10 protein-coding genes and 7 tRNA genes are annotated in these 13,348 nt (G+C 32.6%); 13 read left to right on the forward strand and 4 right to left on the reverse strand.

The features are described from left to right. Nucleotides 1-39: 39 nt before the first annotated feature. The 7 genes from EP747_RS17180 to EP747_RS17210 all read left to right on the forward strand — a co-directional run bounded on the left by EP747_RS17180 (nt 40) and on the right by EP747_RS17210 (nt 789). Nucleotides 40-113 (forward strand) — tRNA-Trp (locus tag EP747_RS17180). Between the two features lie 15 nt (nt 114-128). Continuing rightward, a tRNA-His gene (locus tag EP747_RS17185) sits at nt 129-204 on the forward strand. Nucleotides 205-284: 80 nt separating this feature from the next. Next, nucleotides 285-359, forward strand: a tRNA-Gln gene (locus EP747_RS17190). A gap of 4 nt (nt 360-363) precedes the next feature. After that, nucleotides 364-438 (forward strand) — tRNA-Gly (locus EP747_RS17195). Nucleotides 439-444: 6 nt separating this feature from the next. Further along, nucleotides 445-515, forward strand: a tRNA-Cys gene (locus EP747_RS17200). Between the two features lie 14 nt (nt 516-529). Beyond that, nucleotides 530-613, forward strand: a tRNA-Leu gene (locus tag EP747_RS17205). Nucleotides 614-706: 93 nt separating this feature from the next. Continuing rightward, nucleotides 707-789 (forward strand) — tRNA-Leu (locus EP747_RS17210). A 207-nt stretch (nt 790-996) separates the two neighbouring features. Here the strand turns inward: EP747_RS17210 and EP747_RS17215 are convergent. After that, entirely contained in the window at nt 997-1,299 is a 303-nt protein-coding gene (locus EP747_RS17215) for a hypothetical protein (RefSeq protein ID WP_129691329.1), read from the reverse strand. Between the two features lie 512 nt (nt 1,300-1,811). Between EP747_RS17215 and queG the strand changes: the two genes are divergently transcribed. The 6 genes from queG to yhbH all read left to right on the forward strand — a co-directional run bounded on the left by queG (nt 1,812) and on the right by yhbH (nt 9,339). Continuing rightward, nucleotides 1,812-2,936, forward strand: a complete 1,125-nt coding sequence (gene queG, locus EP747_RS17220; protein WP_129691330.1) for a tRNA epoxyqueuosine(34) reductase QueG — start codon at nt 1,812-1,814, stop codon at nt 2,934-2,936. Between the two features lie 76 nt (nt 2,937-3,012). Continuing rightward, nucleotides 3,013-3,927 carry an amidase domain-containing protein gene (locus tag EP747_RS17225; protein ID WP_165347121.1) on the forward strand — a complete coding sequence of 305 codons (915 nt, stop codon included), beginning with the start codon at nt 3,013-3,015 and terminating at the stop codon, nt 3,925-3,927. A gap of 61 nt (nt 3,928-3,988) precedes the next feature. Next, nucleotides 3,989-4,483 (forward strand): tRNA (uridine(34)/cytosine(34)/5-carboxymethylaminomethyluridine(34)-2'-O)-methyltransferase TrmL, encoded by a 495-nt coding sequence (trmL, locus tag EP747_RS17230; RefSeq protein WP_129691332.1) that lies wholly within the window; start codon nt 3,989-3,991, stop codon nt 4,481-4,483. A gap of 441 nt (nt 4,484-4,924) precedes the next feature. After that, nucleotides 4,925-6,820: a PrkA family serine protein kinase gene (locus tag EP747_RS17235; RefSeq protein WP_129691333.1), complete on the forward strand. Its 1,896-nt coding sequence runs from the start codon at nt 4,925-4,927 to the stop codon at nt 6,818-6,820. A 102-nt stretch (nt 6,821-6,922) separates the two neighbouring features. Beyond that, nucleotides 6,923-7,825, forward strand: coding sequence for an aldo/keto reductase (locus EP747_RS17240; protein WP_129691334.1), 903 nt, complete (start codon nt 6,923-6,925; stop codon nt 7,823-7,825). Between the two features lie 326 nt (nt 7,826-8,151). After that, nucleotides 8,152-9,339, forward strand: coding sequence for a sporulation protein YhbH (gene yhbH / locus EP747_RS17245; RefSeq protein WP_088072555.1), 1,188 nt, complete (start codon nt 8,152-8,154; stop codon nt 9,337-9,339). Between the two features lie 124 nt (nt 9,340-9,463). On the opposite strand, the gene EP747_RS17250 is transcribed toward yhbH, so the two are convergent. Genes EP747_RS17250 through EP747_RS17260 form a run of 3 tightly spaced genes read right to left on the reverse strand, consistent with a single transcriptional unit; the run spans nt 9,464 to nt 13,124 of the window. Continuing rightward, on the reverse strand, nt 9,464-10,558 hold the full coding sequence (locus tag EP747_RS17250; RefSeq protein ID WP_129691335.1) for a Ger(x)C family spore germination protein: 1,095 nt from the start codon (nt 10,556-10,558) through the stop codon (nt 9,464-9,466). Continuing rightward, nucleotides 10,555-11,667: a GerAB/ArcD/ProY family transporter gene (locus tag EP747_RS17255; RefSeq protein ID WP_129691336.1), complete on the reverse strand. Its 1,113-nt coding sequence runs from the start codon at nt 11,665-11,667 to the stop codon at nt 10,555-10,557. The genes EP747_RS17250 and EP747_RS17255 overlap by 4 nt, the downstream gene beginning before the upstream one ends. Then, complete coding sequence (locus tag EP747_RS17260) at nt 11,664-13,124, reverse strand: spore germination protein (RefSeq protein WP_165347123.1); 1,461 nt, start codon at nt 13,122-13,124, stop codon at nt 11,664-11,666. The genes EP747_RS17255 and EP747_RS17260 overlap by 4 nt, the downstream gene beginning before the upstream one ends. Nucleotides 13,125-13,348: the final 224 nt, after the last annotated feature.

A 13,348-nucleotide genomic window follows, 5' to 3' on the forward strand; every position in this document is an offset into this window, starting at 1 on the left:
GGGTTCGGCGGTTCGAATCCGTCCCCCTCCACCATTTATAGGGGCATAGTTTAACGGTAGAATAGAGGTCTCCAAAACCTTTGGTGTGGGTTCGATTCCTACTGCCCCTGCCAAATAATACAATAATGGCGGTCGTGGCGAAGTGGTTAACGCATCGGATTGTGGTTCCGACACTCGTGGGTTCGATTCCCATCGGTCGCCCCATTTAAATTATTGTAACGATTACTCAAGTGAGTAATATTATTTATAATAAAATGAATATAGTATATAAAGTTCTTAATTAATGGGCTATAGCCAAGCGGTAAGGCAACGGATTTTGATTCCGTCATGCCCTGGTTCGAATCCAGGTAGCCCAGCCATTACGCGGAAGTAGTTCAGTGGTAGAATACAACCTTGCCAAGGTTGGGGTCGCGGGTTCGAGCCCCGTCTTCCGCTCCAAAATATGGCGGTATAGCCAAGTGGTAAGGCAGAGGTCTGCAAAACCTTTATCATCGGTTCAAATCCGGTTACCGCCTTTTAATTTACTTCTGCCGGGGTGGTGGAATGGCAGACACACAGGACTTAAAATCCTGCGGGGGTTGACCCCGTGCCGGTTCGAGTCCGGCCCTCGGTATCATTAAACCTCTTACAAAAGTAAGAGGTTTTTAATTACAGATTTGAATGGACAATTTGTCTTTCATATATTATAATTATTTTATAACTTTTTGGCGGTGTGGTGGAATGGCAGACACGCCTGACTCAAAATCAGGTATCTTCACGGATGTGCAGGTTCAAGTCCTGTCACCGCTATATTGAAATTAGAGAAGAGGATTTTGCAGAGATGCAGAATCCTTTTTTTATTTAGAAAGTAAGGGTTAGGGGAAAAAAGAATAGAGTTTTTAGTGATTAGGTAATTCTTCATCTAACATTATATAATTGACTTCATTTTGTTTTAATCATCATTATAAAGAAAGGCAGCGACTATAACAATGATCGCTGCCTTTCTTTATGTGACTATTATTCATTCATTTTTACATATTTACGTTTTTGCTTAGCACCAAGCCAATCAAATTGTTTTGGTTTTCTTTTATTTGCTAAAGTAACTACTAATCCTGTTGTTGCTATTAGTAGGCTTGCAGCAGCTACTTTAATAGTAAATTGTTTTGCATCTTTTAATTTCTCATTATTGTATCGATCAAGTTCCTTAAGTGTATCCTGTGTAAAATCAATTCTGTCGTTTGTTTCTTCAATCAAACTACAGACACCTTCGAAACTTTCGACCAAAGGATTTTTCTCTTCATTTACCAAAGGATCTGTCATAGTTACTCTCCTCCTATATATTTAACCTATAAAGAAGAATTCTATGGGAAAATTAATTATACCTTTATTCAAATTTCTACAAATCTTTCAATATCTCTGCAATTAGCTAATTAATAAGGTCCTGATGAATATTTATCTTTTACTTACTCACGTCATCTGTTATTTTTTAACTGCTTTAAACATTTTCTATTCTTGACTCCTTCATAAACCATGCTAGAACTCTTTCGACAAAAAATGATTTTATTCTTGAATTTATGACATATTTATGATAAATTTAATTACAAGTTCATTAAAAACCTACTAAATACATATTACATTTGTATTAGTAGTTTAGCACTTATAACTTGATAACAACGCAGTGTATTGATTCATTCGAAGAACGATACATTGCGTTTTTTTATATTAAAAAGTCTATTATTAAAAGCATTTGTGTCATAATTAGATAAAGAAATAATTTTCTGACTAGAATAGAAAATATAATTTGTAAATTAACAGGCAGTTAGGTGATTCTTGTGAATATAAAAGAATTTCAAAAAGAATTGATTTCATATAGTAAAGAAATTGGAATAGATAAGATTGGATTTACGACTGTTGATCCATTTTTAACATTAAAAAATCGTTTATATAGGCAGCAGGAATTAAATTATCAATCGGGTTTTGAGACAAAGGATATTGAACGAAGAGTAGATGCAAGAAAAATTATGACAGAAGCTAATTCAATTATTGCAATTGCTCTAGCTTATCCATCTAAATTAAAAAATCCTCCTAAAAGTAAAAAAGGATCTACAAGAGGAATCTTTTGTAGGGCCTCATGGGGAGAAGATTACCATGTAGTTGTTAAAAAGAAATTACTTCAGCTTGAGTCTTTTATATTATTACATTATCCAAGTGCAAAGGTTCAGTCGATGGTAGATACTGGTGAGCTAGTAGATCGAGCTGTCGCTGAGCGAGCAGGTATAGGCTGGAGTGCTAAAAATTGTTCAATTATTACGCCAGAATTTGGTTCTTATGTGTATTTAGGGGAAATGATAACCTCATTACCTTTTGAACCAGATTCGCCTATTGAGGAACAGTGTGGAGAGTGTACAAAATGCCTTGATGTTTGTCCGACTAGTGCGATTGTTTCTCCAGGTCAATTAAATGCTAAAAATTGTATTGCTTTTTTTACCCAATCAAAAGAGATGATTCCTGTTGAGTTTCGAAAAGAGCTGGGAAATCGTATATATGGATGCGATACATGTCAGACAATTTGTCCTAAAAATAAAGGAATTAATTTTACTCATCATACTGAAATGGAACCTGATCCGGAAACTGTAAAACCTTTATTACGCTCTATATTAAAAGTAAGTAATAGAGAGTTTAAAAGTCAGTTTGGTCAAATGTCTGGGTCATGGAGAGGAAAGAATCCTATTCAGCGAAATGCCATTATTGCTTTAGCACATTTTAAAGATGAATCGGCATTAGATGATTTAAAGCAATTAGCGAAAAAAGATGCAAGACCAGTAATAAGAGGTACAGCTATTTGGGCTATTTTTGAGATTGAGGGAAAGAACAGTACACCATTTATTGAAAGTTGTTTACAAAAAGAGCAAGATGAGATTGTATTAAATGAAATTAAGGCTGTTCTTTCAAAGTAATCACTACTTAGTGGTATAATCTCTTATTTTTCAACATCGTATAGAATAAGAATATATGTTGAAAAGGGGGATTATCTTGTTTAATCGTCAACTTTTAGAGCGTTATTTAAAAGAACGATTACAACTTTATTTTGGTGAAGGACATCGAAGTCATCTTATACAAGAAAAAGAATATCAGGCAATAAGGCGTAAAGTTGAATTATATAATATGCGTAATATTTCATTAGTGAAAGTATATGGAAATCTTGATGTAAACAATATTTGGAATGAACAGGATGTAACGTATATAAATTATACTTTCCATACGCGATATTTTTTAAAGCAATCCGATTTATATTTTGAAGAGGATCAACATGAAAGACAGATCGCGATTGAAAATGATGAAATTTTATATGACATAGCGTTCCCGATTGATAATCAAGTTGAAAAATTTGAACTCGAAGAAGATGATTTAGGTGAAAATGAATCATTAGAACGAAATAACAGATATAACCGATTTAATGCTGTTAAATATGCTGAAACCTGGTGGGATGGCCATAATAAAGAATATCCATTGTATGCAAATGATTGTACTAATTTTATATCTCAATGTTTAAGGGCTGGAGGCATTCGAATGGTTGGAATGCCAAAACCGGGGACAGGGTGGTGGTATAAAAATCATTCTAATAGTAGTTATAGCTGGAGAGTTGCTCACGCATTAAGAAGATTTTTACCTGCGCCTAAAACTGGAATTAAAGCAGAAGAGGTGCCTACTCCAAAAGATCTTACATTGGGGGATATTATCATATATGATTTCGAAGGTGATGGAGTATGGAATCATTGTACGATCGTTGTTGCTAAGGATGAAAATGGTGAACCGTTAGTTAATGCACATACTGTAAATAGCCGTAAAAGATATTGGTCATATTATGATTCTTCTGCTTTTACGGAGAATATTAAGTATAAGTTTTTTCACATCGTTGATGGCTTTTCTAACCCTCCAATAGAATAATACCTTAATAATTGCGAATTTGGTATAATATAAAGCATTGAAACAATATAGAGGTGAAAAAATGGGAATACACGTTGTATTATATCAACCACAAATTCCAGCAAATACAGGAAATATTGCACGTACTTGTGCAGGAACAGATACAAGTTTGCATTTAATCCGTCCGTTAGGTTTTTCAACTGACGATAAAATGTTAAAAAGAGCTGGTCTTGATTATTGGGAGCATGTAGATATACATTATCATGATTCTTTGGACGATTTATTTGATAAGTATAAAGACGGCAAATTTTATTTTATAACTAAATTTGGAGAAAAAACATATTCAAACTTTGACTATACAAATTTAGATGAAGAGATTTTCTTTGTATTTGGTAGAGAAACAACAGGGCTTCCGAAAGAGTTAATTGAAAAAAATATGGAAACTTGCCTACGTATACCAATGACAGATCATATTAGGTCTCTAAATTTATCAAATACAGCTGCGATATTAATTTACGAAGCTTTGCGTCAGCAAGATTTCCGTGAGTTGTTAAAGGTAAAGGATTATTCTAATTAATAAACAAAAGTCACCATATTTTGGTGATTTTTTTTTATTAATTTAAAAGTTTATCAAAGAGTACACAAATAAAAAAGATGCTTCCATTAAAACGGTCTAGATAAAATTAAGACCGCGTTTGAGAAGCATCCTTTAAAAAATATTATCTGTTTTTCAGTCCAGGTTTGTCATTATAGCCGCCTGTGAAAATTGCTGCTAAGAATGATGCTGTCACTAATAAAATTAATACTAGTCTCATCAGTATGTATCCTCCCAATTGAAAAATTCCCAACACCCTAAACCTTATTATACAAAAAAAACATAGAAATATGAAAGTAAAATTATGAGAATCGGATTTCGATAAAATATATTTTCCTAATTAAAGATATAGCATGAGTACGGACATCCTTGCATATCCTTTAATAATCTCTCTTACAGATGAGAAGAAGGAGGTACTTGTCCATGGATATTTTAAAGAAACTTGAGCAGCATCGGGACATGGAACAAAGATTGAAATGGGAAGGCACTTTTGCTGAGTATCTTGAAATGTTAAAAGAGGAGCCATGGGTTGCACAAACTGCACATTCTAGAATTTATAATATGATTAAAGACGCAGGTATTGAAGAAGTGAATGGTAAAAAAACCTACAGTTTCTTTAATAACAACCTATATGGATTAGAAGAAGCGTTAGAGAGACTCGTGGAAGAATATTTCCATCCTGCTGCCAAGAGATTAGATGTAAAAAAACGTATTTTATTGTTAATGGGTCCTGTAAGTGGTGGTAAATCTACACTGGTAACGATGTTAAAAAGAGGATTAGAAAATTATTCAAGGTCTGATCAAGGTGCAATCTACGCTATTAAAGGTTGCCCAATGCATGAAGATCCATTGCATTTAATTCCTAACCATTTAAGAGATGATTTTTTCAAAGAATATGGAGTTCGAATTGAAGGAAATCTTTCACCTTTAAATTTAATGAGACTTGAACAAGAATTTGGTGGAAGAATAGAAGATGTGTTGGTAGAAAGAGTATTTTTATCAGAGGATCGTCGAGTTGGTATTGGTACTTTTAGCCCGTCTGATCCAAAATCTCAAGATATTGCAGACTTAACAGGAAGTATTGATTTTTCAACAATTGCTCAATTTGGATCAGAGTCAGATCCACGTGCCTACCGGTTTGATGGTGAGTTGAATAAAGCAAACCGCGGAATGATGGAATTCCAAGAGATGTTAAAATGTGATGAAAAGTTTTTATGGCACTTATTATCCCTGACGCAGGAAGGAAACTTTAAGGCAGGGCGTTTTGCATTGATTTCTGCGGATGAATTAATCATTGCTCATACGAATGAAACAGAGTACCGATCTTTTATTAATAATAAGAAGAATGAAGCGCTTCATTCTCGAATAATCGTAATGCCAATTCCTTATAACTTAAGAGTTAGTGAAGAAGAGAGAATTTATCAAAAAATGATCTCTGAAAGTGATGTTTCAAATGTTCATATTGCTCCACATACTTTACGTGTTGCAGCAATGTTTACAATTCTTACTCGTTTAAAAGAACCAAAACGAGGAGATATTGATTTAGTTAAGAAGATGCGTCTATATGATGGTGAAATGGTAGAAGGCTATAACACTGTTGATTTAGAGGAGCTGAAGAAAGAATATTTAGATGAAGGTATGCATGGTATCGATCCACGATATGTCATTAACCGTATTTCATCTACAATTATTCGTAAAGAGATCCCTTCAATTAATGCTTTGGATGTATTACGCTCATTAAAAGATGGTTTAGATCAACATCCATCTATTTCTAACGAAGATCGTGAGCGTTATATGAATTTTATCTCAATCGCAAGAAAAGAATACGATGATATTGCAAAACAAGAAGTTCAAAAAGCTTTTGTTTATTCATATGAAGAGTCTGCCAAAACACTTATGGATAATTATCTTGATAATGTAGAAGCATATTGCAATAAGAATAAGCTTCGTGATCCTTTAACAGGTGAAGAGATGAATCCAGATGAAAAGTTGATGCGTTCGATTGAAGAACAAATTGGCATCTCTGAGAATGCCAAGAAAGCATTCCGTGAAGAAATATTAATCAGAATCTCTGCATATGCAAGGAAAGGCAAACGTTTTGATTACAATTCACATGAAAGATTAAAAGAAGCTATCCAAAAGAAACTTTTTTCGGATCTGAAGGATGTTGTGAAGATTACGACGTCCACAAAAACTCCTGACGAGCGTCAATTAAAGAAAATCAATGACGTTGTCAGCAGATTAGTTGATGAATATGGTTATAACTCAACATCAGCAAATGAATTATTACGCTATGTAGGCTCATTACTAAACCGATAAATTGTTTAAGCGGCTATCTATTAGATAGCCGTTTTCTTTTGCAATTAATAACGTTTATCCTATAATGATGATAATGATTAAAAAGAAGGGTGTGTAGTGTATATGAAAAGAATTCAAATAGCTGAAAATCTTGAGTTTTCACAAATTATACATGGATTATGGCGTTTATCTGAATGGAAAATGACATCAGAACAATTAGTCACTTTTATAGATGAATGTATTGATTTAGGAATTACAACATTTGATCATGCCGATATTTACGGTGGGTATACATGTGAAGAAATTTTTGGAAAGGCTTTAGCATTAAAACCAGAGCTTCGTGAAAAAATCCAAATCGTTACAAAATGTGGTATAAAGTTAAAGTCATCAAAGTTTCCTGAACTTAAAATGAATCATTATGATACTAGTAAAGAGCATATTCTAATGAGTGTTAATAATTCTTTGGAAAATCTACAAACAGATTATATCGATTTACTATTAATACATAGACCAAATCCTTTTATGAATCCAAAGGAAATCGCAGAGGCGTTTAATCAACTTCATTCGGAGGGAAAAGTACGCCACTTTGGGGTATCAAACTTTTTACCTTCTCAATTTAATGCATTACAAGCATATTTAAACATGCCTTTAGTAACAAATCAAATTGAAGTTTCGCCAATGCAATTAGAGCATTTTGAAAAAGGAACAATTGATTTATTACTTGAAAAAGATATTGCTCCAATGATCTGGTCTCCATTAGCAGGCGGACAAATTTTTACTAGTCAGTCTGAATCAGCGTTAAGAGTTCGTGCAATGCTTGAAGAGATTTCTAGTGAAATTGGTGCAAATTCAATCGACGAAGTAATGTATGCATGGTTATTAGCTCATCCTGCTAAAATGATGCCAATCGTAGGGTCTGGTAAAATTGAACGTGTAAAAACAGCAGTTGAGTCTACAAAGTTAAGTATGTCAGCGGAACAATGGTTACGAATTTACGTAGCTGGAATGGGTCATAATTTACCTTAAATAAAAAAAAGTGGAGAACTTATTACTAGTTTTCCACTTTTTTTTTGTTCTTTTTTACGTATTGTTACATATAGTTAAAGGCAAAAGTTTATTAGGATTTTTATATAAATATATTTATTTTTAAGGACTCGTCCAATTTTCTGAAAAAATGGGTGTAAAATTTAGAAGAAACATTGTCAATTATTGTGTCCTTCTGCATATGATAGAGTAATCCATAAAAAAGGGTAGAAAATCACCTACCGAATTAGTTTATGCAATTTAGCATTACTGTGTGACGATTTTTTTATTTTTACAATAAATCATAATAAGTAAGGGAGGGAAAGAAAATGAGTAATGAAAACATCGAACAAAAGCATAATTTTACCATTTCACAGGAAGACTGGACCCTCCATCGTAAAGGACACGACGACCAACAGCGCCACCAAGAGAAGGTACAAGAGGCGATTAAAAAGAATTTAGCAGATTTGATCACAGAAGAAAGCATCATCATGTCAAACGGGCGCGATGTAGTAAAAATTCCAATTCGGTCACTAGATGAGTATAAGATTAGATACAACTACGATAAAAATAAACACGTTGGTCAGGGTACTGGAGACAGTAAAGTTGGCGATGTAGTGGCAAGAGATGGTTCACAAGGTGGCCAGCCGCAAAAAGGTGCTGGTAAAGGGCAAGGAGCAGGTAAGGAATCAGGCGAAGATTATTATGAGGCAGAGGTTTCACTAATGGAATTAGAGGAAGCTCTTTTTAGTCAGTTAGAATTACCTGATTTAAAAAGAAAAGAACAAGATTTAAATACAGTAGAAAACATTGAATTTAATGACATTCGAAAAACTGGGTTAATGGGTAACATTGATAAAAAACGTACGATGATGTCAGCGTTTAAACGTAACGCAATGAGTGGTACGCCATCATTCTATCCGATATCTCCAGAAGACTTAAAGTTCCGTACATGGAATGAAATTAGAAAACCGGAATCTAAAGCCGTAGTACTCGCAATGATGGATACGAGCGGAAGTATGGGCTTATGGGAAAAGTATATGGCACGAAGCTTCTTCTTTTGGATGACTAGATTTTTAAGAACAAAGTATGAATCAGTTGATATCGAGTTTATTGCCCACCATACTGAAGCAAAAGTAGTTACAGAAGAAGAGTTCTTCACAAAAGGAGAAAGCGGAGGAACGATCTGTTCATCTGCTTATCGTAAAGCTTTAGAAGTGATTGAATACAAATATTCTCCTGAAAGATATAATATCTATCCATTCCACTTCTCTGATGGAGATAATTTAACATCTGATAATGCTCGCTGCGTAAAATTAGTTCAAGAATTAATGAAAGTGAGCAATATGTTCGGATACGGAGAAGTAAACCAATATAACCGACACTCTACTCTAATGTCCGCATATAAAAACATTAACGATGAAAAATTCCGCTACTACATCCTTAAACAAAAATCAGATGTATTCCATTCAATGAAGAGTTTCTTTAAACAAGAGCATGAGAAGGCAGCAAAATAAACGCTGGACGATCGATTTAAATGAATTACGAATAGTAAGTGAAACCAAAAAAAAGCCCGACAAAGGGCTTTTTTTGGTTTTGTAATGTAAATAAATGATTGCTAAACTTTACTTGTTTTAACGGTCATAAAATAATCCCACTTGTATACATAGTCACTTTTGTATTGACCTCAAAGGGAACTTTTGAATAGTCCTTTTCCCAATTTAGCTTCTTCCATGTATCCGGATGATAAGCCATTAAATACCTGCCAATCCCTAACGCATCACAATTTGTTTCTTGAAGTATGCTAAATACTTCTATTAGCTCCTTTTCAATACTTTTAGCAATTTTGTTTTCTATCTCCATTTTCTTTAAATTACCTGCTAGATCTTCGCCAGTATACTCAGTTAAATCAATCTTTAATTTTAAATCAATTTTTACTTTAGGTAGGTTTCCATTTTTGATTTGTAGGTTTCTTTTTAAACTTTTTACTTTAAAAGAAACAATCTCATTATATCTTCCCAATGGTTCCGTCAAACTCATCGTATTACTTTTTTTGTCTTTTAGTAATAACAATAATTTTGACTGTTTATTATTTAGTATTTTGCCAGTAAATCGATTGTTTTCTAAAAGTGCCACACCTTTAATTTTAATTGTTTCATCGTCCGTTTTTTCTAAATAAGGTAGGACTAAATCAGTACCTGGATCATCCATTTTTTTGTAAACAGTTTCTTGCGTCTCTTTTGGAATAACAGAAATATTTTCAGCGGCTGCAAGCATTTCTGAAAGTGATTCACTAATAAAAATATCTTTATATGTTTTCATTTCAATGATGCTAGAAGCCTTTCCTTTTACAATTGCAACTCTTGAAGTTAGCGTACTTCGAATAAATCGGAAATAATTATCAAAATAAGGATACAAATTATTTTTTGCAAGATCTTCGCCTAAAAGCATAACTAGTAGTTTGTTAGATGAAAAATTACCAGGTATTTGATAATCAATATTGTTACGTATATCTCTTATAGATACCCCCTGATCACTGACCATATAATTGATATTTTCAGTTTGGTCACCTTTCGAAATGCTAGTTCTGATGCTTACTGTTCCTTTAACCTTACCTTTTGGAAGTTGGTCAAATCCGACGCCAAGTACTAGTGCAGAATCTTTTAATGAGTGCTGGTCCCAGCATCCTGTTAATAAGAAGATTAATATAAAAGGAATAAAATGATATTTTTTCATGACAATTTAACTTCCTTACTTTTAATCTTAAAGAGAAGGGATATACATAAGATCAATGTTGGAATCAAAAGGATAAAAATAAAACTCGAAAAAGATAAAGTTTTTATTAGCATATCGATAAAACCATTTGAAGAAGGTACTAAATTACCAATTAGAAATACAATTATGCAAATAGTAATAGTAGAAAATGTACTAATTCTTTTCCTTTTTATTAAATTTGAAATACCGATATTAGCCAAATTTAAATAAGAAACATAAGAAGAGGCAATGATGACAAACCAAACTGAAAGAAATAGTAAATCAAGTCGCTCTAGTTCTTTGAAAAAAGTTAAAGTTTTAAAGATATAAATTGTCGGTTCCGGAATTAACTGTAATTCTTTTTTACTAAAGAATATGAAACATAAAACAACAGTAAATAGATTAATCAGTGTAATAATTAGTATAGAAAAAATAGAGCTTTTTATTTTTTTTCTATGAGGACCTTTAACAAATGGGTAGACAACTAAGAGACACTCAAAACCATGTAGGAAATAATAAGACGTATAACTTCCTTTCAATATATGGGCAAAATTAACTTGAGCAACTGGTAGTAAAAACTTCCATTCCACCTGTTGAAATGCTTCGATACTAAAAATAAAAATGATTAAAATTGTCCAGAAAGATAATTGGAAAAATCGTGTCATTGTTCGAATATTTTCTTTCCCTAAATAGATCCCAATTATCAATAAAAGGAGTAAAATGCTCCAAGTTGGTGAGTTTGGAAAAACCCATTTGCTAAAAACAAATAGATAAGATTGATTAATTATATAAGCTATAAAAATAAAATATAAAATATAACTGATTTTTAGTATTCCACCGATCCATTTTCCGAAAAAAAACGTACAAATTTCAAAAATTGTTAAATTAGGGAACCGCTTAAGTAGAAATGAATATAGGAATATAGTACATACAGAATATAGACAAGAAAATAATAAAGAAATCCATCCATCATGAGAACTTTCTTTATATAAATACATTGGTAACGTTAAAGTTGCAACATTTAATTGCACGATAACCATATAAAAAAATAATTGAAAGGATGAAATGGTCTCGTTTTTCTTAATTATCATTTTTTCCACCCTTTCGTTTCATTGGTCTGATTTGTATCAACAGGCAATGCGTTTGTTGGCCTTGTCTTCATTTTCCAATTGGGTACTCTAATTAAAGCATCTTTTAAATCTTTTATTCGAATTGGTGCAAGTGGTGAAAAATAGGGAGTACCGAACGATTCGAGCTTAACAATATGAATAAAAATAAGCATTAAACCGAATATAATACCTACAAATCCATAAATTGATGCCAAAATAATCATTGGAAAACTGATTAATCGAAGTGAAAAGCTCATTTCGTTTGTGGGAACAACAAATGAAGCAACTGCTGTAATTGCAAGTACTACAGTCATTGTATTCGACACTAAATTTGCTTCAACAATAGCTGTACCGATAACTAGCCCTCCAACAATACCAATAGTTTGTGCAACTGGGCTAGGTAGTCGAATTGACGCCTCTCTTAATAGTTCCAAAACCACTTGCATTATTAGAGCCTCAACAAATGGAGAAAAGGGCACGTATTCAATACTGTTCTGAATTGTAGACACTAGTTCATATGGGAGAATTTCATAGCTAAATGAAACAATAGCTATATATACTGCAGGTAAAGTTATACAGAGAAAAAAACAAAATAGTCTAATTAGTCTTAGAAAAGTCCCTATGAAAACTCTACTATTATAGTCATCGGGAGTTTGGAAAAACGTAAAAAAAGAAGCAGGCATAATTGAAACCGTTGGACTTCCTTCAACTATTACGCAAATTTTACCGTCAAATAAATTAGAAATAACTCGGTCAGGGCGCTCCGTTTCTAGAATTTGTGGAAAGGGTGAAAGTGAACTATCCTCAATAAATTCTTCTAACTTACCGGTTGTTAAGTTATTTTTAAGTTGAATAGAGTTAATACGGTCTTTAACAATATCTAGAATATCTTTATTTACGATATTATCTAAATATAAAATTCCGACATTTGTACCAGGATCTCCAATTGGTAAAACTTCTATTTTAAAATCAGAGCTTCTAATTCTACTTCTTAGAAAATTTATATTTTTATTAAGGCTCTCAACAAAACCATCATGAGAACCTGAAACAACTTTTTCATTTGTAGGCTCACTTGTCGATCTCACTTCAAATAAAACAGTATCTATAATAAACGCTTCATTTGATCCATCAACTAACAATACCGTATTTCCATTCGTAAGAGCCTCTTGTATTTCGTTCAAACAATTAGTTGTCGAAATAGTTGAAACAGGTAGATCGGTCATGATATTACCTTGTTTGATATTTAAGAGTACTTTAATAATTTTTTCATTTATAATATCTTTATTCGAGATTGTATCAATAAAAGCAATACATAGTGGTCTATTATTGAAAGTAATCTTTCTAGTTTTGAAATCAAAAACATTTGAAAACTCTTCTTTTATTTTTTCTAAATTACTATTAATGTCTTTAGAAATTGTAAGTGTTTGTTGTCTTTTCAATAATATTCCACCTCCTATCGTATATTGTTTGTAAAATAGAAAAACATATTCATTGGTCATTTTAAGTAATTGACTGATAAATGAATGTTTATAAATAAAGAAAAAGGGCTATCTCATAGGTCAGATTAACTGACATGTGAGAGCCCTATTTTTAATTGTTAAAATAAAATGGTATTTCAATAACGCTTTTCATTTGTAGTTGTTATGTTAGCCCTTTTAATAGA

It is taken from the genome of Gottfriedia acidiceleris (genome assembly GCF_004138285.1).
GTDB classification, from domain to species: domain Bacteria; phylum Bacillota; class Bacilli; order Bacillales; family Bacillaceae_G; genus Gottfriedia; species Gottfriedia acidiceleris_A.

Bases quoted from the DNA above. Each gene is read 5' to 3' on its own strand.
- yhbH (WP_088072555.1), top strand. From the start codon at position 8,152: ATGAGTAATGAAAACATCGAACAAAAGCATAATTTTACCATTTCACAG.
- EP747_RS17250 (WP_129691335.1), bottom strand. From the start codon at position 10,558: ATGAAAAAATATCATTTTATTCCTTTTATATTAATCTTCTTATTAACA.
- EP747_RS17240 (WP_129691334.1), top strand. From the start codon at position 6,923: ATGAAAAGAATTCAAATAGCTGAAAATCTTGAGTTTTCACAAATTATA.
- EP747_RS17215 (WP_129691329.1), bottom strand. From the start codon at position 1,299: ATGACAGATCCTTTGGTAAATGAAGAGAAAAATCCTTTGGTCGAAAGT.
- EP747_RS17235 (WP_129691333.1), top strand. From the start codon at position 4,925: ATGGATATTTTAAAGAAACTTGAGCAGCATCGGGACATGGAACAAAGA.
- EP747_RS17255 (WP_129691336.1), bottom strand. From the start codon at position 11,667: ATGATAATTAAGAAAAACGAGACCATTTCATCCTTTCAATTATTTTTT.
- trmL (WP_129691332.1), top strand. From the start codon at position 3,989: ATGGGAATACACGTTGTATTATATCAACCACAAATTCCAGCAAATACA.